A 24941-nucleotide genomic window follows, 5' to 3' on the forward strand; every position below is an offset into this window, starting at 1 on the left:
AATTCTTTTAATACTGCTGCAAGGGCGTGGTAGCAATGGGCATTAAACGTCGACTAACGGTGTTCACCAAGGTTGTGGTACTCATTCTGAGTCTCATTCTTCTGATGATGGTGCTGTTCACCGTCTACAACCGGAATACAGTAAAGGTGATCGAGAAGGAAATTGAGGCCGATCATCTGAACAAGCTGAGGTTTCTGAAAAATGAGCTGGAGGAAAAAGTAAACCAGATCTCGACTAACTCTCTTTTGACAAGCCATGATCCTGCTATCCGTGAACTGGAATATCTGAAGCAGTCGGGGAATCGGTTTGACCGCAACAAGTGGACGAATATGATTCTGGACCATATTTCGCTGCAGTCGGGCGTTCATGGATGGCGGACGGAGATCAGCGTATACTCCCGCTTGGCGGGAGAGGTCATATCTACCTCCAGCCGCATTCTGCGTTATGATGACGCCGAGCTGCTCGGGGAAATAAGGAGGGGCTGGCAATATAAACAGGAGGAAGAGGAGGGTGCTGGTACTTTTGTATGGTATTCCGTCAGCCCCGAATCGGCGTACGACAATCCGGAAAAAGCACGGCTCGTCGTGAAAACCTCCTTTGCCGTGCAGCACATGCAGAGCATGCTGGACCGGTACAAGGCAGATGGACAGGGAGAGCCGCTCCTGTATAACCGGGAACTCGGTATTATCGGCAACCGGACACTTGACGAACAGTTCAGGAAAGACATTGCTGTCTATCTAGAGAGCCAGGAGCTGAAGGACGAGGAAGCTCATATATCCACAAGGTTTAACGATCAGCAGTACCGGATCAGCATGATGCCGCTGTACGGGATGAACTGGTATTTGATCGATTCCATCCCGGTCGAAAAGATTCTGGAGCCGGTGACGGAATCCCGAAACCAGTTCTACCTGTTTTCGTTTGTGGTGCTGGGCTTCGGCGTTCTCGCCGCTTATATTTTATACCGGCAGATCCAGGTCCCCATCCGTGAGCTGATGCGAAGCATGTATGGGATTAAAAGAGGGGATTATTCCTCCCGGATAAGCAAGGTCGGTGTCGGGGAATTTTCCTTCCTCTATCGGAGGTTTAATGATATGGCCTACGAAATCCAGGAGCTGCTGGAGAAGGTTTACGAGGAAAGGCTGCGGTCCCGCGAGGCGGTTCTTAAGCAGCTGCAGTCCCAGATCAACCCTCATTTTTTGTATAACTGTCTGTTTTATATTAAAAATATGGCGCGGCTGGGCGATGAGGAAGCGGTAGTGGCCATGGCTCTGAATCTGGGCGAATATTTCCGGTATACAACCCGAATCGCCAAACCCGAGGCTTACCTCCGGGAGGAAATCGAGGTTATTATCAACTATCTGGAGATTCAAAATCTCCGGACCAAAAGGTTCTCATACGAGATTGATGTGCCGGAATCGGTCAAAACCCTGGAAATTCCGCGTCTGCTGCTGCAGCCTATCGTGGAAAATGCGATTATTCATGGCCTGGAGCCTAAGGACGGCCCAGGTCATATCGCCATTCTCGGTGAGGATCTTGGCGAAGAGTACCGGATACAGATCAGCGACAACGGCAACGGAATGGATGCCAATACACTGACGAGACTATCGGAAAGACTGGAGCAGACGGACAATCTTGAGAACGCTTCCTTCGGTTTGTGGAATGTGAATCAACGGCTCAAGCTGATGTTCGAGGAGGGCTCGGGGCTTCGTGTGTCCTCCGTTCCCGGGGAAGGCACGGTTGTTACCGTGATTTTTCGAGTAAAGGAGGAGATGAGGCATGTTCAGAATCTTGATTGTGGATGACGAGCCTTCCGTAGTGGATGCCATTACCCACACCATGCCGTGGGAGGAACTGAACATTGAAGAGGTGCTGTGCGCTTATTCTGCGAGGGAAGCGCTGGCCCTGACCGAATCCCAATTTGTCGATATCGTCATATCAGATATCCGGATGCCGGGCATGGATGGCCTGGAACTGCTTAAGGAGCTGAGAAGACGTTCCAAACGAAGCCGGTTTATCCTGCTGACCGGGCACGCCGAGTTCGAATATGCCCGTGAGGCGTTTAAATTACAGGTTGCAGAATATCTTCTGAAGCCGGTACGCGATGAAGCGCTTATTCAGGCGATACATAACATCACGACTGAGCTTCGGGAAGAATGGATGGCTGTCAGCTCGCAGCAGCGGACGAGGGATTATCTTAAACAGCATATTCCTGCCTTACGTTCGGAGCTGCTCCGCAATGTGCTGGAAGGACGGACGAATCTCCGTGAAATGGAGGAGAAAATTCCGGTGCTTAATCTTCCCTACGGTAAAGGGGACGGTGTATATCCCGTCATCATCCGGCTGGAGGATTATGTGCCTGAAGCGCGCGACCGCTATCTGATGGAATACGCGATCTTCAACATGGCGGAGGAAATTGTAGGTGCATTTTTTGACCTGTGGACGTGCAAGGATGTGCATGATTACCTTGTCATGCTTGTCCGGGTGAATCCGGGTCATGCCGGAAGCAGTCCGGCCGATTCGGTATCCCGCCTGCTGAGTCAGCTTCAGCATCATGTTCAATATTATTTGGGCAAAAGCATTTCGATTGTTTACGGCCGCTGTGACAATTTCCCGGCCGATTTGAGGACGGCATACGAGTCCGCTGTACAGACGCTCAGGAGAAGAATCGGCGATGACTCCGGCCTTCTGCTGTCATCGATTCTGGCCCAGCCGGAGCCGGAATTCAAGGCGCTGTTTTCTCTGCAGGCGCCTCCGTCCCTAGCGCATTTATTTGAAGCGGGACTGTGGGATGAAGCGGTATCCCGGCTGGATGCGATTTTTAAAGAGCTGGAGTCGGGGCCTGTGCAGCTGATCCACTCGGATATTATGTCTGAAATTTATCATACGGTTCTTGCCGCCTGCTACCACTATGCACATTCCGCCGGAAAAACTCTGACCGAGGTGCTGGACTGTGAGGGAGAGCCGCGGTTTCTTCACCCGGCTGAACCGGCCGGGTCTGTGGCCGCCTTGAAGAGATGGGCTTTGGAGGTATGCCGGCGGCTTTCCTGTTCTAACAAGGATGAAATTATCGATGCCCGGGCCGCGCTGATCAAGCAGGTTCAAGAGCATATCCATGTCCGACTGGCGGAGGATGTGTCGCTTCAGACGCTGGCAGCCCAGGTGGATATGCATCCGGTGTATCTTTCGAAGGTCTATAAGCTGGAGACTGGCGAAGGACTGAAGGAATATCTGCTTCGCGTCCGAATGGAGCGGGCGGTGCATTTGCTTAAGAACACGGACATGAAGGTTTATGAAATCGCCAATCAGATCGGGTATCTGAATGCGGCTTATTTTATTAAAGTTTTCAAAAAGGAATTTGGTTTAACCCCTCAAGAATATCGCGATGGAAGTCACGCACAGGAAATCAGGAGGAGTACACATGTCTGATATCAAGCTGTATCCCGAACGTCTAACGGAGAGAATAAAACCGCTTCACGGAGTCAATAACGGCCCTGTAACCTACGGTTCTCTGGTCGATGTCTCGGATTATTTCAAGTCGGCGGGCATTCCGCTTGTCCGTCTTCATGACCCGAACTGGCCGCATCCCCGGGAAGTGGACATTCATATTATTTTTCCGGATTTCAGCAAGGATCCGTCAGATCCGGCCAGCTACAACTTTTCGCAGAGTGACGAATATCTGCGGACGGTGAAAGAGACCGGGGCGCAGATCGTATACCGGCTGGGTGAAAGCATTGAGCATACGAAGAAGAAATATTTTGTTCATCCGCCGGAGGATTACAGCAAATGGGCTGAAATCTGCATCGGCATTATCCGCCATTACAATGAAGGCTGGGCGGACGGGTTCCACTATGGCATCGAGTATTGGGAGATATGGAACGAACCGGATTACAGCGTCAAAATGTGGTCGGGTACGCATGAGCAGTACTACGCGTTGTATGAAACCGCCTCGACAGCCATTAAAGCTTACAATCCGTCCTTAAAGATCGGCGGACCTGCGGTTGCAAGGCCTACCGCTGATTTTGTCCCTGAGTTTCTGGAATACTGCCGTGCGAGAAAACTCCCGCTGGACTTCTTCTCCTGGCATACCTATACGGCTGATCCGGACAAAATTGCCCGCCATGCCCATCATATTCGTTCCCTGCTGAATGAGTACGGGTATTCGGAAACTGAAAGCCACTTAAATGAATGGAACTATTTAACCGCGGATTTTGCAACGATCTGGGATAAAGGCAATGAGTATTTGCGGAAGGAAACGTTTGACCGGCAAAAAAATGCGGAGGGCGCTTCCTTCGTCGCGCAGGTGCTTATCTCGCTTCAGGATTTGCCTGTGGATCAGGCGAATTATTATGATGCACAGCCAACTGCGCTTTTCTGCGGCATGTTCGATTACCACGGAGTACCGCAGAAAACCTATTTTGTCTTCCAGGCTTATGAGCTGCTGCGTGAATTCCCGCACCGGATGCACTGTGAGGTTTCCGGGGAGATGAACGGTGTGGCGGCACTTGCTGCCGGCGACCGTGAAGGCAATGCTGCAGTGTTGATCAGTAATTTTCATTCCGAGCAAAGAGAGCTCGAACTTACCTTGGATGGATTCCTGGAGAACACCGGAAGCCGGACGCTGCAGATTTACGCAATCGACGAAGGACATGAGCTGAGCCTGGTGGCTGAGGAAACGCCTGAGTCGCTTAACCGAACCCTTCATCTGGACCCTTACTCGGTTCTCTTGCTGAGGCTCGGCTCATGAAAAGTCCGAAAATCCTGATCGGCTCCATCATCCAGGAGAGTAATACGTTCAGCTGCCGGATGAGCGATATGGATGACTTTCGCAAGCACAGTCTTTTATATGGCCCGGACCTTCTGGAGCAGCGGACAGAGAGTGAGCTGCAGGGCTTTATCAAGGAGGCAAGGGAGAGAGGCGCCGGGCTGGTACCGGTCATGGCCGCCAACGCCATCTCTTCCGGACGATTCAGCAAACAAGGGGTTGAAGAGCTAACATCGATTCTTTTGGAGCGCTTGCGGGAAGCTGCTGCCTCCGGTGTGGATGGTGTTTATTTTGCTCTTCACGGGGCGATGGCGGCGGAGGAATGTGACGATGTGGAAGGACATCTGATCCGGATGATCCGCAGTGTGATCGGCGACCTTCCTTTTGTCATTTCGCTGGATTTGCACGCCAATATCACGCAGGCGATGACGGACAATGTGGATGGGCTGGTCGGCTTCCGCACCTATCCTCATACGGATTTTGCGGAAACCGGAAAACGTGCAGCCCGTCTCCTCTTCTCGATTCTGGGGAGGGAGAGTAGGCCGGTGGTGAGAATGCGGAAAATCCCGATGATTGTGCCGGCAGAGAACAGCCAGACGACTTACGGGCCGTTTGCGGATTTATGGAAAGCAGCGGACCAGGGGGAGGAGTACGGGGACTCTCTTGTCACCTCACTGTTTCCCGTACAGCCCTGGCTGGATGTCGAAGAGCTCGGCTGTACAGTCGTAACGGTGGGCTGGGATGCAGAACGGGCGGAAGCGGAAGCGGAACGGATTGCGGAGCTGTTCTGGCAGAAGCGCCATGAATTTGATATTCGGCTGTATACGATGCCGGAAATCGCGGCCATGGCGGATGCCAGGCGGGATGGGGATTTGCCGATGATTCTGTCAGACTCGGCCGACAGTCCGGGAGCGGGATCATCCGGTGACAGCGGCTATGTGCTGTCTGAACTGATCCGGTTAGGAGTTCCTGACAAGCACCGCTGCCTTCACCTGGTCGTAGACCCCGCTGCTGTCGAGACGGCGGTCACGGCGGGTGTCGGATCGGAAGCATCATTCCAGCTTGGCTACTCCCTGTGTCCTGACGGATTGCAAGTCCCGTTGACGGGAGTTGTGCGGCGGATTGGCGACGGACGCTTCATGCTTGGAGGAGGCTACGCAAGCGGAACTGAAGCGTTTATGGGCCGCTGTGCTGTTATCGAGACAGGAAAACTGTCTGTGCTTGTCTCGGAGCGGCCGACCTTCTCGGGTGATCCTGCGATGTACCGCAGCATGGGGCTAATGCCGGAGGAAGCGGACATCGTTTTGGTCAAATCGGCCAATCAGTTCCGCGCGGAATACGAAAAGCTGTCCGACCGCATTTATATTCTGGATACACCGGGAAGAAGCCCCGCTAATCTGAAACAGCTGAATTACAGGGCGGTTCAGCGTCCTTTTTATCCTTTTGATGATGACTTTGATTGGAGGAACCCGAGATGAAAACATATACACACTCCGAACAGAAATTCAAACAGTCTGCCGCGGCGCTTGCCGGCGGCGTATCCAGCTCGCTGCGGGCTTCGATGAAGCCTGTGCCGCTGTTTGCGGAACGGGGGCAGGGAGCACGGGTGACGGATGTCGACGGCAATACCTATATCGACTATTTGCTCGGCTATGGCCCGCTGATTTTGGGCCACGCGCATCCCGGGCTCGTGACAGCGGTGAATGAGGCCATGCAGCGCGGATTTACTTTTGGTCTGCAGCATCAGGGGGAGATCGATTTGGCTGAAAGGCTGATTGAAATTCTGCCCTGTGCCGAAAAGGTAGCATTCAGCGGATCGGGTACAGAAGCCGTCATGCTGGCTCTTCGGCTTGCCCGCGCTTATACAGGCAGGAAGAAGATCGTCCGCTTTCATGGCCATTACCACGGCTGGTCGGACACGATATTCACCGCCTTCCCAAGCGCGGATATGAAAGCCGAAACTGAAGGCGGAGCCGGAGACCAGGAAGTGCTGCCGGGCACCGGGGGACAAAGCGAGATCAGCCTGCAGGAAATCATCCTGCTGCCCTGGAACGATCCGGAGGCACTTGAAAAGGCGCTCCGCGAGCAGGCGGATGAAATCGCAGCGGTTATTACCGAGCCGGTGATGTGCAACAACGGCTGCCTTACCCCGCAGCCGGGGTACTTGGAACGGATGCGTGAGCTGACAGCGGAATTGGGTATTGTACTTATATTTGATGAGGTCATTACAGGCTTCCGTCTCGGGCTGGGCGGCGCTCATGAGCGTTTCGGAATCAAGCCGGATCTGATGACCATGGGCAAGGCTATGGCTGGAGGCATCGCACTCAGCGCGGTAGCGGGCTCTAGTCAGCTGATGGACCTGATCGAGGGCGGTCAGGTGAGCCATCTTGGAACGCTTAACGGTAATGGAATCGCGGTATCGGCGGCACTGGCAACCCTAGATATTCTGGGCGAGAATCAAGGCGAGGCATTCGTTAAGATGGAGCAGGCAGCCGCAACCCTTGCCGAGGGAATTCGGGAACGGCTGCGCAGCCATGGCCTTCAGGGAGTCGTTAACCAGCTCGGTCCGGTATTCCACATGATGTTTATTGATCGGGAAGACGTGTCTTCCTTTGCTGAATTTTCGGAGCGGGATTCCGCGCTTTACTTCGAATTTGCGGAGCAGATGCTTGAGGAGGGTGTACTGATTCGTCCGAATGGACTGTGGTACGTTTCAACGGCCCACAGTGAGGAAGAGATTAGGGAAACGCTGGAAGCGGCGGACCGTGCCCTTCAGGCATTGGCATCCCGCCGTGGTGTGCAGGAAGGGAGCCGGAGATGAGTACACTGGATAAGGAACGGGCCAGTCAAAAGGTCAGAAAAATCAGCTTTGAAGGGGATGCGCTCCGCATGTCCATGGACTGGACCGTGGAGGATCTGGACCGGATCCAGGTGCTTGTAGAAAGCACGCACGGGGCGAGCCATCCAAGCTCCTATCATCTGAATGAACTCGTCGGCGAGATGGAAAAAGGGGTGTTTCAGCAGGGAGGCAAGCCGGCTGTTTATACGACCACCGATATCTGCGACGGGGTGGCCCAGGCCCATGATGGCATGCATTATTCCCTTCTCTCCCGCGATATGATCGCTTCCATGGTGGAGATTCACGCCTTGGCAACACCATTTGACGCCATGGTGCTGACATCGGCCGGCGACAAGGCTGTCCCCGCTCATCTGATGGCAATCGCCAGGCTGAATATTCCGGCTGTTCATGTACCGGGAGGCGCCATGGGGGCGGGACCGTGCATGAAATCGAATGAAGAGCTGTGGCATATGAGCGTGGAGATGGAGCGGCATCAGATGACGAAGGAGCAGTTTCTTGCCTTTCAGCGAGCCTGCTGCCCAACCTGCGGAGCCTGCCAGTACATGGGTACCGCGGCAACGATGCAGGTCATCTCGGAAGCGCTTGGTCTTGCACTGCCCTGGACTGCACTGATCCCGGCGACGAATGCGGAAATCCGCAAGGCAGCCCGGGCAGCGGGTCAGCAGGTGATGAAGCTGGCGCAGGCAGGCATTCGGCCGGAGCATATTTTGACCAAGGAAGCCTTTGAAAATGCGATCATGGTTCACTCCGCCATCGGCGGTTCGCTTAATGCGGTCATGCATTTAATCGCCATTGCGAAGGAGATCGGAATCACGCTCTCACCTCAACAATTCGATGAGATTCACCGGAAAATTCCGGTGCTGGTGGATACGAAAACGGCCGGGAAATACCCAACCGAGCTGTTCTGGTATGCCGGAGGCGTACCGTTTGTAATGGATGAAATACAGGAGTTTTTACATCTGGACGCTTTGACGGTCACGGGACGGACGGTCGGTGAAAACCTGAAAGAGATGCGGACGAACGAAATGCGAAATTATGCCGAAATGTTTCTGGCTAACTACAAGCTGAACCGTCGGGATGTCATTTATCCGCTCCGTAAGCCACTCAAGCAGGAGGGTTCACTTGCTGTGCTTTACGGCAATCTGGCTCCTGAAGGGGCGACGATCAAGAAGTTTGCCGTTGCTGACGATATGCAGGTTCATACCGGGCCGGCCCGGGTATTCGACAGTGAGCGCGAAGGTGTGGATGCATATATTCGGGGTGATATCCGACCAGGCGACGTGATCGTGATCCGTTATCAGGGACCGAAAGCGGTCGGCATGCCGGAAATGTTCTTTATGTCGGAGCTCATTGCTTCTGATCCTGTGCTGTCCCATACAACCTCACTCGTAACAGACGGACGCTTTTCCGGTGCTACACGGGGGCCGTGTGTCGGCTATCTGGGACCGGAAGCGCTCGATGGCGGAGCGATTGCCCTGGTGAAGGATAAGGATCTGGTGCGGGTGGATATTCCGAACCGCCGGATCGATGTGATCGGTGTTAACGGTGTTGAATGTGAACCGGAGGAAGTGAACGTGATTTACCAGGAGAGAAAAATGCACTGGACGCCACCGGTCTTTTCCCATAAAGGTGTTCTGAAGCTGTACACACGCTCTGCCGTTCCTGCCCTGCAGGGCGGATCCTGTTCACAGGGAGGAATATTCGGATGAGACTTAAAGATCGGGTGGCGCTGGTAACGGGATCTTCCCGTTCCATCGGCGCAGCTGTGGCCAAGCGTTATGCTCAGGAGGGTGCAAAGGTAATCGTGAATTATCGTTCACATCCTGAGCTGGCGGAACAGGTTGTAGAGGAAATTCGTACGCAGGGTGGCGAGGCGATTGCGATCCAGGCGGACGTTTCACGCGAGGAAGACGTAGCCAGACTTGTGGATGAAGGCATTCGGCAGTTCGGTTACATTGATATTCTGGTCAACAACGCGGCTATGGATCCCCGCCGCAAATGGACCGAAATTACAGTGGAAGAATGGGATCACATTATGGGAACGAACGTAAGGTCCCAGTTTCTGTGCGCCAAGGCTGTGTTTCCTTCCATGGCTGCGCGGGGATACGGTAAAATTATCAATGTATCCTCGGTGACCTATTTTACGGGCCAGAAGGAGTTTCTTCATTATGTGACCTCCAAGGGTGCCATTGTAGGATTTACCAGGGCCTTGGCCCGGGAGGTAGGCGAGCATAATATTACCGTTAACTGCATTACCCCGGGAGCGGTGCTCACGGAAACGGAGTATGAAAAGGTAAGTATGGAGACAATCCGGGAAAGCGGAGAGTATCTGGCTAAGGCTCAATGCTTCTCCAGACGGGAAGTGGCTTCCGATCTGGAGGGTGCCTTTGTTTTTCTGGCGTCAGGAGACAGTGATTTTATTACCGGTCAGCTGCTGAATGTGGATGGCGGCTGGATGATGCACTAATCAAATATTAAATTTACACCATGACCAATGACCGGACGAGGTTTGTGGGTTTAGGAGGAGATAAGCATGATGGAATCATCAAAGCTGGAATGTGTGCTGCGCAAGAAGGCTGTTCTGGGGGAAGGACCGTTCTGGGAAAGCGGCAAGGAGCGCCTGATTTGGGTGGATATAGAGGGAAAGTCGCTTCACTTTTATAATCCGGCTGCTTCGGAAGACAAGGTTTATCCTATGGAAAAGCTGATTGGAACCGCGGTGCCGGCTGCAGATGGAAGCTACCTGCTTGCCCTTCAGGATGGAATTTACCGGTTCCGGGAAGAGGACGGGACGATGAAGCACATCGCTTCACCGGAGCGTCATATTCCGGGTAACCGGTTCAATGACGGTAAATGTGATCCTACCGGCCGTTTCTGGCTGGGAACGTTGAACATGGAAGGGAAATCCGGCATGGCAAGTCTTTACCGGATGGATGCTGATCTAAAGATTACCCGCGTGGAAACAGGAATAGGTCTGTCCAACGGCATGGGCTGGAGCCCGGCGGGGGATCAGATGTATTTTATCGATACAACGGCGGGTACGGTCTATGCCTATGATTACCGGCTGGATACCGGTGAAATTAGCGGGCGCAGAGTTTTGCTGCGCTTTTCTGGGGAGAGCGGTATGCCGGATGGCATGACGGTGGATGCAGACGGAAGGCTTTGGATCGCGCACTGGGGCGGCAGCAGAGTAACCTGCTGGGATCCGGTGAGCTTTAAAGAGCAGGAGCGGATTGAACTGCCGGCAAGACTGGTAACCTCCTGTGCTTTCGGAGGCGACAATCTTGAGGATCTGTACATTACCACCGCGGATGATCAGGAAAGCGGGCAAGAAGACCCCTATGGCGGCAGCCTGTTCCGGATCAAAACAGGAGCGAAAGGCATGCCGGCCGCCAGTTTTGGAAGTCAGATATGATACTGCTGGAAGGAAGGTTGATTTCACATGAAGCTGCTGACGATGAAGGTGGATGGCCGATTACATATCGGAATGAAGTTGGAGAAGGGTGTCGTTGATCTGACGGCGGCTGGAGCGCAGTCAACGGATGCGCCGGATCTTGGAGATATGACGAGCAGTATGCGCTCCCTGATCGGATCGATGGAGCGTTCCCTGCCTTCGATCAGGCAAAGAGCAGAGACCCTTGAGAAGGAAGGGGGGCTGGAGCGTTATCTGGTCGATGAGGAACAGATTGAATGGGGACCGTGTATACCGGAGCCAGGGAAGATCATTTGCGTGGGATTGAACTACCGAAAGCATGCGGAGGAAACGAATTCTCCGATTCCGGAGTCTCCAATCTTGTTCAATAAATTCAGCAATACGATCACGGCGCATCAAAGCACGGTCGCTATACCGCCGGTTGCAGAGAAGGTGGACTACGAAGCGGAACTAGCTATTGTAATTGGCCGTAAAGCCGCTTCCGTATCCAGAGAAGAAGCTCTTGATTATGTGTTCGGCTACTGTAATGCCAATGATCTGTCCGCGCGTGATCTGCAGCTCCGGACGAGTCAGTGGCTGCTCGGCAAGACCTGCGACGACTTCTGCCCTATTGGCCCATATCTGGTCACATCGGACGAAGTCGGAAATCCGAATATGCTTGACATCGCTTGTTATGTTAATGGTGAGCTGAGACAGCATTCCAATACCTCGGACATGATTTATCATTGTGATGAAATTATCAGCTACGTCTCCAGACATATGACGCTGGAGCCGGGTGATGTGATTTTGACAGGAACCCCCGAAGGCGTCGTAATGGGATATCCTCCGGAGAAGCAGATGTATCTAAAAGCGGGCGATACGGTTGAGATTGAAATCGAGAAGCTGGGTACCCTGCGGAACATCATGGCGTGAGGATTTGAGTTTGACGGGTGAACGATACATAAACAGCCTCCGGCACTAGCCGGAGGCTGTTTATGTATGCGCTGCTGACTTACATCGATAAACGAAAGTAACCCACTCTTAAATTGAGGTCAAAGTAGGGTATTTGCTGCTCTGAAACTTGATCTTGGAGGGAAGCACAATCAAGATGGTTGTACTGAGGACGGATGAACATTCGTCCTTATTTCTATTTTTAAATTAACATATTCTATTTTTTCTTCCTTGTATAAAAGGATAACCATCGTTATCAGTAATGCCGATAATCAAGGAATAGAAGTTGATAATAGAGCAAACTCGGCCAACGAGAGCCCAAAAGGAGAATAATAATGTTAGAGAAAATTCTATCTCTATTTAAGCCTAAACCTAAGCCTTCAACTGAACCCCGTAAAACCAAGAAAACTCAAACCCGCCCTAAAATCGAGTCCACACGAATCGGAGAACTGGGAGAGCACAAAATTAATATTCAGCTGGATCAGCTGCCGAAAGACTGCCGTTATCTATCCGATCTGCTGGTTTCAAATCCGAAGTCGCGTTCCGGCTATTCTCAGATCGATCACCTGGTGATTTCCCCGTATGGTCTGTTTGTCATCGAAACCAAGAATTACAACGGAGAAATTAAAGGTGGACGCAGTGATAAACAATGGAGTGTCAGTAACCGGTTCAAGATGTACAATCCGTTCATGCAAAACTATGGACACATCAAGGCCATCGAACGACATATCGGTCAGAGGGATGGATTGCGTTACATTTCAATGATTTCTTTTACCATGAGATGCCGGTTTAGTGTCGATCCAGACCTTCGGAAAATCCAATCTGATGAGCTTATCGTATATGATGTGGAATTGTCCGAGTTCATCCAACGGAAAATCAATATGCTTAAAATGAGCGGTGATTACGTACAGCTTACGGGAGAAGATATTCAGCAAATATATCAGAAGCTGAGCGCTGCCAACATCACTGATCCGGCCATCCGCGCCGCGCATGCAGACAAAGTGAAGGAAAGAAAAACGCCATAAGTATTATGGCAAATAAGCCCCGAACTGTTTTACAATAAGAAGTGCAGGTTAAAATGGCCAATTTCGGGGAGGAATGCGAAATGAAGTACAGAAGACTGGGACGAAGCGGGCTGAAGGTCAGTGAGATCAGCTTGGGAAGCTGGCTTACATACGGCGGTTATGTGGAACAGGAGAATGCGGTAAACTCGATCGAAACGGCGTACGATCTTGGGATTAACTTCTTTGACACGGCGAATGTGTACGAGAGAGGCGCTGCGGAGAAGCTGGTCGGCGAGACGTTGAAAGCGTATCCGCGGGAATCCTATGTACTGGCGACAAAGGCGTTCTGGCCGATGGGTGACGGACCGAATGATCGCGGCCTGTCCCGCAAGCACGTCATGGAGCAGGCGCATGCAAGTCTGAAGCGGTTAGGCCATGACTATGTCGATATTTTCTACTGTCACCGTCATGACCCGGAAACCCCGCTCGACGAAACGCTGCGCGCACTGGATGATCTGGTACGTCAGGGCAAGGTGCTGTATGTGGGTGTCAGTGAATGGCAGGCTTCCCAGATCGCCGAGGCGCTGACAGTGGCAGACCGCTATCTGCTGGACCGTATTATCGTGAACCAGCCGGTGTACAACATGTTTAACCGTTACATCGAAAAAGAGGTTATGCCGCTCTGCGAGCGCTCCGGCATCGGACAAGTCGTGTTCTCGCCGCTGGCTCAAGGCTTGCTGACAGGCAAATATACCTCATCCTCGGATATTCCTACAGACAGCCGCGCAGCCAAGCTGGAAGGGGTTCGCAAAGGAATTACCGAAGAGAAAATTGCGAAAGTCCGTGAGCTGGAGAAGATCGCGGCTGAACTGGATCTGTCCGTAGGTAACCTGGCCCTCGCCTGGATCCTCCGCCAGAACAATGTCGCCAGTGCCCTGGTCGGTGCAAGCCGTCCGGAGCAGGTGAAGGAGAATGCGAAAGCTTCCGGCATCGAGCTCAGCGAGGATGTGCTGAACCGGATCGAGGATATATTGAAGGAGCAGTAGGAAGAAATCATAATCTATTAGGCATACAAAATGAGGCACGGGAATCTTCCCGTGCCTTCTATTGTGTATTACCGGTCGCTCAGCTGCAGCATTTCCGATAACTGCCGCAAGGTTGTTTCCTGATCCTCCAGCCCTGTCCAGTACAGATTCATAATATTCAGGAGATTTTGAATTTCGCTTGGCTTCAGATTCAGGTCGGACAACAGACTGTAAGTCTGGCGGATATCCCGGAACAAGCTGAACTGCGGCGGACGGTAACCTTGTACCTCGCCGTCCCATTCCGCTGCCTGCCGGTGAGCCGGAATGCTCAGGGTATGCTTACGGATATGCAGCTGGGCAGGAAAGGACGCCATGTACCGGAGAAAGGTTTGGGCCGCTTCCTTCTCCCTGGAACGGTGGTTGAGCGCGAGCCCGATTGTCAGCAGGAGCGTCTTCGGTACCTTAACATAAGGCAGAGGAGCGATGCCGTATGGGAAAGACAAATCCTGAAGCGCGTTAAGGTTAAAGTAGGTGGTCATCATGACGGACACTTTTTGCTGGGCGAACAGTTCCTCCACCCTGAGCTCCTGCTCGGACAACAGTACCGGGAACGGCTGCTGCCGGCGGATCAGATCATAGCAGGTGCGTATGCTATCATGCAGCGCCTCGGGGCGGCTGCCTGTACGTTTCTCACCAAATGAAAGGCCGCTCTGGAGCAGGAAGATCGGCCAGCGGTTATAAGCAGCCGGATGAAAATAAAAAGCGGTCCCCGGGCGCCGCCCCTCCTCCAGTCGGGCCAGGCATGCCATAAAGTCCTGCCATGTCCAGTCGGAAGACGGATCCTCCACACCCTGCCGGGTGAAATGCTCCTGGTTATAGCACAGGATGACCGGCGAGAAGGTCAGCGGCTGCGCGTACAGCTTTCCGTTCTGCTCAAACGGCTCGGCCAGATCCGGATAAATCTCCTCAGCGGGCTCCAGCTGCTCCAATATTTGTCCCAGGTCGGCGTGCCGCTCCATAAATTCATTGAAGTGAAAGTAGTTCACGGCCAGAATATCGATTCCCTCATCCAGATAATAACGGGCAGCCTCCTGATAATGCTCCAGCTGCAGGGGGACCGGGCGGATCCGGATATGGGGGTGCTCTTCCTCAAAGCATGCGATTAGACTCTCCAGATCGATATCCCGCATTAGCGAAGGGTAATAAGCGAACGAGACGGAGGCAGTCTGGCTGCCGCCCGGATCCGCGACCCTGATACCGACGCGGGGAATCCGCTCGATCAGGGCATCCTCCTCGAGCTGGTCGAGCCCTTTTTGAACGGAATTGACGCTCAGTTGATGCTGCTTGCTCAGCTGCTGAATGGATGGCAAAAACTCTCCCGACTGAAGCCTTCCGGTCACGATCTCATTTCGAAGCAGCTGCACCATCTCATCCAATCGGGCGCGAAACGTCGTACGGCTGGGCTTGTCATGCAATGGCGTTGTCTTCCTTTCTATAGCAAAATATCTCAAAACATCGTTGCGTTCATTATAAAGGAACAGACCCGGATTAAACAAAATGAGATTTTTTTATAAAATAGGTATTTTGGTATTTGACACTTATGAAAGCGTTTTAATAAAATAAATGAAACATTGATGTGATATAGATATGATACAGAATCGGAAGGGAGGATCGCAAGCTCTCATGGCGTTTAGGTCATCAAATACTTCATCACTAACGGGAGGAAATGAATAATGTACAGACAGGACATTAAACGATGGATCGCAGGGCTATTATGCGGTGCGGTGATTTTCGCCGGCAGCGGTGTTCCCGTGCAGCCGGCCTCTGCGGCAGCGGCGCAGAGCACGGCTGCGGAAGGAAAGCTGGTGAACCCCAGCTTCGATCTGCCGCTGGTGAACGGAGAAATTCCGGGCTGGAGCTTGGCCACTGGGTCGAAAGAGGACATTTCGATTGGAACAGAGCAGTTCGTCAGCGCCCCGAACAGTCTCCATTTCAAGGATTCCTCGACCTCGAACCCTTCACGCGTCGTCAGTGATCCGGTAGCGGTAACTCCCGGTGATCTGCTCGTCGCCAAAAACTCGATTTATGTTCTGCAGCAGACTCATAATATTGTGCTGCAGCTGTATTTTTACGACGCCAAGCATGTCCAGCTGAAGCCAGTATCTCAGGAGCTGTTCGGGGCGGTCACGCTGGGCAGCCGGAAATGGAGCGAGATGAAGCTTCAGACGACCGTTCCGGAAGGAGCGGCTTACGTCCGTTATGCGATAAATTCCGGAGCACCGAGCCTGACGGAAGCTTATGTGGATGATGTCGTGCTGCAGATTTCCCCTCAGGAGAAGCCGCTGAACCGGGAATACCAGGCGCCTGTTGATCTTGGCCCTATGGTTAGCGTCAATCTGGGACAAGCAGGAGCCATACAGCAGAATGCCTTGGGTGAAAATGAGGTTTATTTTATGACCAACGGCCTCCCCGGTACGTTTACGGTCGTTGACGGAGAGACGGGAAAGCTGAAGTTTGCCCAGGACATCCCGAATACTGAAGCTACATGGGCGATGACGGTTGGACCGGACAAAAACGTTTATTTTGCAGGTACGGGGGATGGTATGCTCTACCGCTATCTGCCGGGGGACAAGAAAATCGAGAAGCTTGGCTTCAACGGTGCGGATAACTGGGTGTGGGACATCGAGGCCATTGGAAGCAAGATCTACGGCGGCACCTTTAACGACAAAACCGGCGGGAAGGTGTTCGAATACGATATCGAAACCGGCAATTTCCGTAACTACGGCATCGTCGAGCCGGGTCAGCAGTACGTCCGCGGCATTGCTGTTGACGACCGTTATATTTACGCTGGTATGGGGACGACCCTCCAGCTGTTTAAAATTGACCGGGTGACGGGTGAAAAGAGCGAGATCCACATTCCCGGTTATTCTGGAACGACAGGCACCATTGCTGATGTATTTATCGTAAACGGCAAACTTATGGTATCGGTCAGCACTGTCAATATGGTTGTCATGGATCTGGAAACGCTGGAAATCGAGCATACCTTCCAATACAGCAACATGATTTCCGAACCGGATCCGGCTCAGCCGAACCTCATTTACTATAAATTCGGGACGGAATTTTTCCAATACGATTTCAATACCAATACATCGGAGATGATTCCTCTTTCCTATCCGCTGCCGGACACGGTCCGGGTCAAGGACATGTCTTGGATCACCTTGAAATCAGGCAGCAAAGCGGGAACAACGGTGCTGGCAATGGTGACCCAGTATGGGGAGTACATCCTTTATGATCCAACCGAAAAAAGCGTCTCTTTTGTGGAACTCGAGATTTCCCCGCAGCCGGTGCGCATTCAGGCGATTGAATCGGGTGTCGACGGACGCCTCTACTTCGGCGGGTACCAGCGCGGGATGAGCGTGTATAATCCGTTCACGGACAAAATCGATCTTAATATTTCCTCTTTCCCGCAGCCGGAGGGCATCGGGTTCCTGAACGGCAAGGTATACTTCGGAACATACGTCAGCGCGGTTATGTACAGCTACGACCCGTCTCTTCCGGTATCCCTGAACGAGAACCCGAAGCTCGAATATGACATGGAGCATCAGGACCGACCTTTTGCCATCACCTCAGGTGACGACCGGCTGTTTGTCGGTACGGTTCCGGATTATGGCGTTCTGGGCGGGGCGCTCGCGGTGTTTGACGAGAAGAGCGGTGAGTGGAAGCAATATAATCATGAGCAGGTGGTCCGAAACCAGAGCGTCATCAGTCTTGCATACAAGGACGGGCTGCTTTATGGCGGCACCTCGGTATGGGGCGGTCTCGGCATCGAGCCTTCCGAGCCGAAAGCGAAGATATTTATCTGGGATGTGAAAAACGGCAAGAAGCTGGAGGAATTCACTCCGGATATTCCCGGCATCGATGAGGATCCGCGGATGATCGGAGACATTTCGTTTGGACCGGACGGCCTTTTGTGGGGAGCCGTAGACGGCACGATCTTTGCCCTGGACCCGAAAACGAAGGAGGTGGTAAAAAGCAAGCTCATCCGGCCGAGCACGTACAACACGAGCAAATGGATGCCGTTTCACCTGAGATGGGCGCCGGATGGCATGCTGTATACGACCTTGTCCCGCAAGCTGATTGTCATTGATCCCGAGAGTCTTCAGTATAAAGTCATCGATGACCAATTCATGAACAGCATGACCATCGGCATCGACGGCACCATATACTATGCTCCGGAAGCGGGAACGAATATGTCTAAAATTCCGGTGCCGGAAACCGATGCGACACTTGCGGAGTTGAAGGTGAATGGCCGCTCCGTACCCGGCTTTTCACCGGGAGTGCTGGAATACTATATCAATCCTTCGGATAGAGGCAGAGTTGAAGCGAAGACTACACAGACCGGTGCGGATGTGAACATGAAGGATTCCGTGAACAAAGGCCAGATAACCGTGATCGAAGTGACGGGAACGGATGGGAAATCGAAGCTGAAATATACCATTCACTGGACCGGAAGAAAACCTGGTAGTCCCGGAAACCCTAAATGACCCGAAGATCCGCGGGTTCATCATCTGCTCAGGACAGAACCGCTTCGTAATTCTTGGAGTGCTGACTCGAGTGGAATAAATCAGAGCAGGACCGCACAACTGTGTTGGGTCCTGCTCTGTTTTTGCGCTGCAGACGTTTGACAACGTAAGCCCGATCCTCCAAAATTAAAAAACGTGATGTAAACTTTATCCATGATCGGGAGTTTTGTACATGAATAAGGAATCAGTAAAACTATCGTTTCAGCAGAAACTGGATCGCATGATCGGCATGATCAGGCTGGAAATTTTGAATGGATCACGAAGTCCCGGCTCATTTCTTCCTTCGGAAAGCTCGCTTGCGAAGCAGTTTCAGATCAGCAACAAAACGGTGCGCAAAGGGCTGGATGTGCTGGTGGGCGAAGGGCTGATCATAAAAATCGACCGCGTCGGCAGCATGGTGACGAAGGAGCGGAAGACGGTCCGGCTCCATTTCGGCTGCAATCCGACTTTGTTTGAGGATATTGCGCTTTCCACGCTGCTGGATGCCTTTCACGCCCGATATCCGTTAATTCAGGTACGGGCCATTCCGCTGGATTTCTTCGGGCATGTCACTTCTGCCCGTGAAATGCTTGCCGGAGGGCTGCTGGACGTTGTTTCTTTCAATAACACTCAGTTTCAGGAGCTGGCCGAAGAAGACGGGGGTGAGGCACTATCCCTTCTGGAACCACTGGAGCCGGACATGGGATTATACTCTGCTGCGGAAGAGACCTTCCGGCATAACGGACAGCTGTATGCCCGGGCGGTGTCGTTCTCCCCGGTAGTGCTTTGCTATAACAGGGCGCATTTTCGGGAAGCGGGGCTGCCGGAGCCGGACAGCTCCTGGTCCTGGGACGATCTCATCGGGGCTTCCAGACGGCTGGCCGCCTTCAGCGGGAGGCATGCGGTTTATTTCGTGCCGACTTCGCTGAACCGGTATCCATTGTTTCTTCTGCAAAGCGGGCCGGGAAGCGGATCAGATTCGAATACGGCAGCAGGGCTGCGTCCGTTTACCGAGTTGGTGAATGACCATACGATATTTCCGAAGTATTTTTCCGGAACGAGCGAGGACGATTCCCTCTCCTTGTTCAAGGAGGAACGGGTATCGATGATCCTGACGACGTACTTCGGGCTGAATGCATTTCGGGATCTGCCGCTCTCCTATGACATTTCCCCGGTACCGCTGATGAACAAGGGGAAGGCGCAGCGGACACTTCTACTGTCCATCGGAATAGCTGTAAACCGCAGCTCGGGGGAGAAGGAAGCGGCTCATGCCTTTGCGCGGTTTCTCGCTTCTCCGGAAGCGCAGGGAATCATCCGGGAGCAGCGGTTAAGTATTCCGGCTCGCCGGGAATCTGCCGAGGTTTCGGCCAGCCAGGGTGCCACCGGAGCTCCTGCCATCGCTGGAGCACTGAACCGTCCGTCCCGCTATGCGATGTATAAGGAGCTGTTTCCGACCTTCCGCGCACACCAGGAGCTGGGGATTCCCATGTCCGTTCTCAAGGAGTTCGGACGTACGCTCAAGGAATACTGGTCCGGGATGATTGACGGCGATACACTCAATATCCGGTTGGAGTCTCTGCTTCACGGTTCTCAGAAATAGCCGGCCAGCCTTGCTGGCAAACATAAGGCTGCTTTACGGCAATACGATTCTTTGCAAGCTGTCTGCCCATGCAGGGCAGGCGGCTTTTTTTATGCTGTTCACGGCTTTAGGACGATTGACAACTAAGCGAGGTTGTTTTTATAATCAACTGATACATCAGCGTACATCAGTTGGGTATAAATTACATCATGGTACATAAGCCGTTCGCTGGATGTAAATGAGTTAATCTGAGTCATTTACAGGGAGGGGATGCATAAAGAAATGTAAGCGTATGCAGGAATGGTTTGTGCTATGAAGAGAACTGAATGAAGGAGGATGAAAAATGCCGACAATCGGAGTTACAGGTGTTATTTTACTGGTGCTGCTCGGTCTGCTGCTGTTCGGACCGAAGAAGCTGCCGGAGCTGGGGCGTGCACTGGGCACGACACTGAGGGAGCTGAAGAGCGGAGCAGCCGGTGTACTGAATGAAACGGAGGAGGGGAAGTCCAACAAGTTGCCGAAAGAGACGCAGTCATAATCCAGGAGATGAAAAGGAGGTTTTATAATGAACCAAAAGGACCACACATCGGCTCCCCTGCCACACTTGACACAGGAGCCGATGGATCTGAGGAAGGCACCGGAACAGCAGCTGTTATCACCGCACCAGCAGGCGACCGCAGTGCAGTCTTCCCCGGCACCGACGGAAACGCGGGTGAGCCGTAGAAAAGCGCTGCAGGTGCTGGGTGCCGCCGGGGCTATGATCGCGGGAGGCCTTCTGGGTTCCAAGCTGACTTTTGCGGAAGAATCCGCCCCTTCCACGCTGGATACAACGGGCAAAGGCTCACTCTCCAAGATCGAGATCGTGCCGAATGTCAAAATGTTGCTCGAGTTGAACACGAAAAGCTTCCAAGCCGGTGCGATGGTCTATGTCGGCGGGTATAACACCGGTGGCGACGGGGGCGGAAAATGGGTCCGCTGGGTGCCGGACAGCCGTAAAGCAGACAATGGCGGCACAGTTCACGCTCCTCCGGGCACTCAGGGACGCTGGGAAACGGTGCATCAGGGTGTAGGAGACTTCCGTTGGTTCGGTATTTTTGACAGCAAGAAGAACGCGGATACCGCATTGGACGCCATGGTGAACGATCCAAGCATTCACCGGATCGAGGCCCATTCCGACCTGAATTTCGTCAAGCGGCATGTGTTCCACCGGAGCGGGATCGAGCTGGATTTTGGCGGTCACATGGTTACGACCGAAGGAATTGAACTGAACACGCTGAACAATCCGTTCGGGGCGATCATCTTTTTCCAGGGAGAGGCTGCGGGAGACACTTCTGAAGTGACCTTGAGTGCGGATATTCCGGAAGGCAGCGATGTGCTGCAGGTGGTAAGGTCGTCCGCATTTGCCATTGATGAATGGTGGATCGCTCAGGTGTCGCCGCAGAAGGGCGGCAAGGCGCAGCGCGAGCTCGATTACCTGGTGAAGGTGACTGAAATCATCGATGGTACGAATATTCGGGTGAACTACAAGCTCGGGTGGACGCTGGAAGCGGGACGCACCATTACATACAAAAAAATGAAGCCGGTCATCCGCAGTATCGTCCGGAACATGAAGTTTACAGGAGTGCCGGTACCCCCGATGGAGACGCCAGGCCAGCGGCCGTTCGAAACATGGGATCAGGTCGGCTCCAGTGCGGTGGCCTATGAGTTTGCTGTGGAATGCGACGTGTCGGGCATCCGGGCAACCAAGGTGTTCTGGCCAGTCATTCAGCGTCGCTACTGCTCGCACTACATCACCGAAAGCTGCGAGCTCATCAATCCCGAGGAGAGGGACTGGGGCGGAACAGGCTACCTGACCCAGCAGCTGAACGTACTGTACGGAAGCGTGCGAAACTGCAATACGAGCAACTCCCGTCACCTTAACGATTTTACTTGCGCAGCCTACTGTTATGTAGAAAACTGCCATGGGGACGGCGACGATTACGGTCCGTTCGTTACTCACGGACAGTTCGAGCATGACTTGACGTATATCGGCAATTCAGGCCTGCTATCTTTTGCGAACAGCGGGACCCACTGGGGAGACAGCGCCAAGCGGATCATTGTAAAAAAACATATCGCTTCCCGGATCGTGGCTCATAAAAAGCTAACCGACCTGACGCTCGAAGATTGTCACGCGATCAACAAGCCGGGCTTAACCGATTCGGGCTCTATCTGGGCGAACGTCGACGGTTTGCAGATGAGAGGCTGCACCGCGGAAAACATGCTTACCCTGTCCCAAAGCTCGGCCCGTTCCCGGCGTCCGAACCAGATTGAAGCTTCTTCCTTCGGTATGGTGAAGGGCTACGAGATTGCCCGTCCGGTCCGCAGTGAGGCGGTCGGCGTGACCCCGGTTACATCCGATTTGCTGTTCACCAACTGTGTATTTAACAACGTCGAGGATGTGAACATCGGCAGCATCAACCGGCTTACGCTCCGGGATACCTGGTTTAAAGCGGCTTCCAATTCATCCGGCATCGTGCGGATTGGCAGCAAACAAGTACAGCTGATTGGCGGGGGCCTGGAAAATTGCGGGCTGGTGTTTACCGGTGCGTGGGATCATGCGGCAACAAGCAGCGTCGATCAAGTTCTTACCGTGGAGGGAGGAGCCGAACTCCGGGGAACCAGTCCCGAAAAAGCGCTCGTCAGCAAAAAATCATCAGGCGGCGCATTCACTCTGAATTACGGATTATGCCGCAGTGAAGCATCGGATGATGCCACTGCTCACTTCCGCGTGAAGGACGGCAAGCTGCAGTTCAAGGCCGTAGGCGCCAGCTTTAAGGGCGGAAAGTATGAAGCCACAGACGTGAGTACTGCCAGCGGTACCTACTTTTTCATGACATCCTGTGTGGAAGAGAAGGTTAACCGCTCCCAGCTTCCGACTGAAGGCAATAACGTACAGCATAGTAACGGGAATCTGATCATGAAGTAATTCAGCACTCCTATCTCATATAAAGGAGATGGCCCGGTTTATAAAGCCGGGCCATCTTTTTTTATCCGCTATATTCTGTTCCATTGCTCTTGATCACAGCGGGATAGAGGTGAATTGACACCCGCCATATCACAAAAAAAAGGGAGCCTGAAGGCTCCGGAAAGATCAGGACGGCTCAGCAAACAGCTTTTTATCCCAAAAGAGGAGAATAACAAAGAGCGCCATGCCCACCAGCAGCACACAGGCCGGGAGAATAAAGGATATGAGGGCGGCTGTGCCTCCGAACTTGTAGTAGAGCAGCATGCCGAGGGGCATCAGTCCGCCGCCGAGCATACTGGTCCACACATGAAGCCTTGCGGTCCGGGACATGCTGATTTTTTTCTTGAAAATGTAGTAAAAAAGCCCGTAAGCAAACAAAGTCAGCCAGCCGACGACCAGAATATGCGCGTGGGTAGGCCTCAACGAATAATCCTGGCGACCCGCGAGATCCGAGCCGATCAATGCACCGATCAGGGCGTAAATCGCAGCGGTGCGCATCAACCACTTGCTGTAGTTTAGCATATCATGTCCCCTTTAAATAAATGTCTGATTTTAATTATACAATTTTAAATTATATAAAGGAATTATGAACGGAATATGAACGGCAGAAGACAAAGTTTAACAAAAATGCCGCTAACCCCCTCCAGTTCGTATATTTTGATGAATGGGCTGGTGTATATGACGTCGTTGTCCTGGGGAGCGGATGAAGATCAGGTCCGGCAAGTTCAATGCGGCCGGGATGAACGGACTCTCGGGACTATATAATCTGCGCAAAAAAACCAGCCTATACTACCTTGACCATGGCAATTTGCAGGCCAAATGGCTGATCTAAACTGCAGCGCTCTTCGAGCACCGCCGAATCAGTATGATACTAAATATTCAAAATAAAAAATTAAAACGAAATTTTATTACCATGTTTATTTCAGTATGGTAAACTGAATGCAGAAAATATCATAATATTTCCAACCTAAAAGTAGAAAGGGAGTTGTCAACGTTGAAAAGATTTATGAAAGCGCTTTATATGACGTCACTCGCTTGTTTGCTGCTGATTGTCTCCGCTTGCGGAGGAGGAGCTGACTCGAACAAGGGGGCAGACCCGGGCAGCGGGCAGGGTGGCAAAAAAGAGAAGGTTACGCTGGAATTCTGGACCATCGCACTGCAACCGAACTTTACCGATTACTTTAACAAGCTGATTGCGGACTATGAAACGAAAAATCCAAATGTAAAGATCAATTGGCAGGACTATCCGATGGATGCGATCCAGACGAAGCTTCTGGCGACCTCTGCCGGTAAGGATGCACCCGATGTGGTGAATCTGAACACCGAGATTGCTAGCCAGATGGCAACCAAGGGAGCGCTGGCGGATCTGAAGCAGTACCTTTCTGAAGAAACACAAAAATCGTATTTTGAGGGCATTTTCAATGCGACGGTATTTGACGGCAAAGCCTATGCCCTGCCATGGTACACGTCTACGCAGGTGCTTTTCATGAATAAGGGACTGCTGGAGAAGGCAGGACTGGATCCGGCTGTTGCACCAAAATCCAGAGATGAGCTCCATGAAATGGCACGCAAGATTAAAGCCGCTACAGGGGCTGCCGGGTATGCAACAGAGTTTACCGCCAAAAGCTATCTCGCCAACGAAGGGATTCCGATTCTGAACGAGGACCGCTCGGCTGCGGCATTTAACTCGCCGGAAGGCATCCAGGTCATCGAAGATGCCAAGAAGCTGATTGATGAAGGCGTGATTGTAAAGGAGATTGCGAAGTTTGACGCACAGGTTCA

The 24941-nt window shown here is 52.7% G+C and carries 19 protein-coding genes; 17 read left to right on the top strand and 2 right to left on the bottom strand.

Annotated features, from left to right (window positions below):
* Positions 1-35: 35 nt before the first annotated feature.
* The 11 genes from BN1234_RS22240 to BN1234_RS11430 all read left to right on the top strand — a co-directional run bounded on the left by BN1234_RS22240 (position 36) and on the right by BN1234_RS11430 (position 14035).
* The gene (locus BN1234_RS22240) at positions 36-1802 is read left to right on the top strand and encodes a sensor histidine kinase (protein WP_054956782.1); all 1767 of its coding nucleotides are present in this window, start codon (positions 36-38) and stop codon (positions 1800-1802) included.
* Complete coding sequence (locus BN1234_RS11385) at positions 1777-3426, top strand: response regulator (RefSeq protein WP_082423169.1); 1650 nt, start codon at positions 1777-1779, stop codon at positions 3424-3426. The genes BN1234_RS22240 and BN1234_RS11385 overlap by 26 nt, the downstream gene beginning before the upstream one ends.
* Positions 3419-4744: a GH39 family glycosyl hydrolase gene (locus BN1234_RS11390; protein WP_054956784.1), complete on the top strand. Its 1326-nt coding sequence runs from the start codon at positions 3419-3421 to the stop codon at positions 4742-4744. Before BN1234_RS11385 ends, BN1234_RS11390 begins: the two co-directional genes overlap by 8 nt.
* Complete coding sequence (locus BN1234_RS11395) at positions 4741-6240, top strand: M81 family metallopeptidase (RefSeq protein ID WP_054956785.1); 1500 nt, start codon at positions 4741-4743, stop codon at positions 6238-6240. Before BN1234_RS11390 ends, BN1234_RS11395 begins: the two co-directional genes overlap by 4 nt.
* Positions 6237-7583, top strand: coding sequence for an aspartate aminotransferase family protein (locus BN1234_RS11400; protein WP_054956786.1), 1347 nt, complete (start codon positions 6237-6239; stop codon positions 7581-7583). The genes BN1234_RS11395 and BN1234_RS11400 overlap by 4 nt, the downstream gene beginning before the upstream one ends.
* Positions 7580-9331, top strand: a complete 1752-nt coding sequence (gene ilvD / locus BN1234_RS11405; RefSeq protein ID WP_054956787.1) for a dihydroxy-acid dehydratase — start codon at positions 7580-7582, stop codon at positions 9329-9331. Before BN1234_RS11400 ends, ilvD begins: the two co-directional genes overlap by 4 nt.
* Complete coding sequence (locus BN1234_RS11410; RefSeq protein ID WP_054956788.1) at positions 9328-10089, top strand: SDR family NAD(P)-dependent oxidoreductase; 762 nt, start codon at positions 9328-9330, stop codon at positions 10087-10089. Before ilvD ends, BN1234_RS11410 begins: the two co-directional genes overlap by 4 nt.
* A 66-nt stretch (positions 10090-10155) precedes the next feature.
* Positions 10156-11037 carry an SMP-30/gluconolactonase/LRE family protein gene (locus BN1234_RS11415; protein ID WP_054956789.1) on the top strand — a complete coding sequence of 294 codons (882 nt, stop codon included), beginning with the start codon at positions 10156-10158 and terminating at the stop codon, positions 11035-11037.
* 27 nt (positions 11038-11064) lie between these two features.
* On the top strand, positions 11065-11967 hold the full coding sequence (locus BN1234_RS11420; RefSeq protein ID WP_054956790.1) for a fumarylacetoacetate hydrolase family protein: 903 nt from the start codon (positions 11065-11067) through the stop codon (positions 11965-11967).
* Positions 11968-12320: 353 nt separating this feature from the next.
* Positions 12321-13010 carry a nuclease-related domain-containing protein gene (locus BN1234_RS11425; protein ID WP_054956791.1) on the top strand — a complete coding sequence of 230 codons (690 nt, stop codon included), beginning with the start codon at positions 12321-12323 and terminating at the stop codon, positions 13008-13010.
* An 80-nt stretch (positions 13011-13090) separates the two neighbouring features.
* On the top strand, positions 13091-14035 hold the full coding sequence (locus BN1234_RS11430) for an aldo/keto reductase family protein (RefSeq protein ID WP_054956792.1): 945 nt from the start codon (positions 13091-13093) through the stop codon (positions 14033-14035).
* Between the two features lie 68 nt (positions 14036-14103).
* Here BN1234_RS11430 and BN1234_RS11435 read toward each other — a convergent pair whose 3' ends face one another.
* Entirely contained in the window at positions 14104-15489 is a 1386-nt protein-coding gene (locus tag BN1234_RS11435) for an extracellular solute-binding protein (RefSeq protein ID WP_054956793.1), read from the bottom strand.
* 258 nt (positions 15490-15747) lie between these two features.
* On the opposite strand from BN1234_RS11435, the gene BN1234_RS11440 reads away from it, so the two are divergent.
* The 4 genes from BN1234_RS11440 (at position 15748) to BN1234_RS11455 (ending at position 23120) form a co-directional block, all read left to right on the top strand.
* A complete protein-coding gene (locus BN1234_RS11440) occupies positions 15748-18558 on the top strand; it encodes a hypothetical protein (protein WP_054956794.1) in 2811 nt (936 codons plus the stop codon).
* Between the two features lie 211 nt (positions 18559-18769).
* Entirely contained in the window at positions 18770-20176 is a 1407-nt protein-coding gene (locus BN1234_RS11445) for an extracellular solute-binding protein (RefSeq protein WP_054956795.1), read from the top strand.
* A gap of 322 nt (positions 20177-20498) precedes the next feature.
* Positions 20499-20693, top strand: coding sequence for a twin-arginine translocase TatA/TatE family subunit (locus BN1234_RS11450; protein ID WP_054956796.1), 195 nt, complete (start codon positions 20499-20501; stop codon positions 20691-20693).
* A gap of 27 nt (positions 20694-20720) precedes the next feature.
* A complete protein-coding gene (locus BN1234_RS11455) occupies positions 20721-23120 on the top strand; it encodes a putative phage tail protein (protein WP_054956797.1) in 2400 nt (799 codons plus the stop codon).
* Between the two features lie 165 nt (positions 23121-23285).
* Here the strand turns inward: BN1234_RS11455 and BN1234_RS11460 are convergent, their stop codons facing one another.
* Complete coding sequence (locus BN1234_RS11460) at positions 23286-23681, bottom strand: hypothetical protein (RefSeq protein WP_054956798.1); 396 nt, start codon at positions 23679-23681, stop codon at positions 23286-23288.
* A 181-nt stretch (positions 23682-23862) separates the two neighbouring features.
* Between BN1234_RS11460 and BN1234_RS22910 the strand changes: the two genes are divergently transcribed.
* Together BN1234_RS22910 and BN1234_RS11465 are read left to right on the top strand one after the other, a co-directional pair.
* The gene (locus BN1234_RS22910; protein WP_281177645.1) at positions 23863-23991 is read left to right on the top strand and encodes a hypothetical protein; all 129 of its coding nucleotides are present in this window, start codon (positions 23863-23865) and stop codon (positions 23989-23991) included.
* Between the two features lie 162 nt (positions 23992-24153).
* Positions 24154-24941, top strand: a 788-nt coding sequence (locus BN1234_RS11465; RefSeq protein WP_156337200.1) for an ABC transporter substrate-binding protein, incomplete at its 3' end; no start/stop codon positions are given.

The organism is Paenibacillus dakarensis (assembly GCF_001373415.1).
GTDB classification, from domain to species: domain Bacteria; phylum Bacillota; class Bacilli; order Paenibacillales; family Paenibacillaceae; genus Paenibacillus_AQ; species Paenibacillus_AQ dakarensis.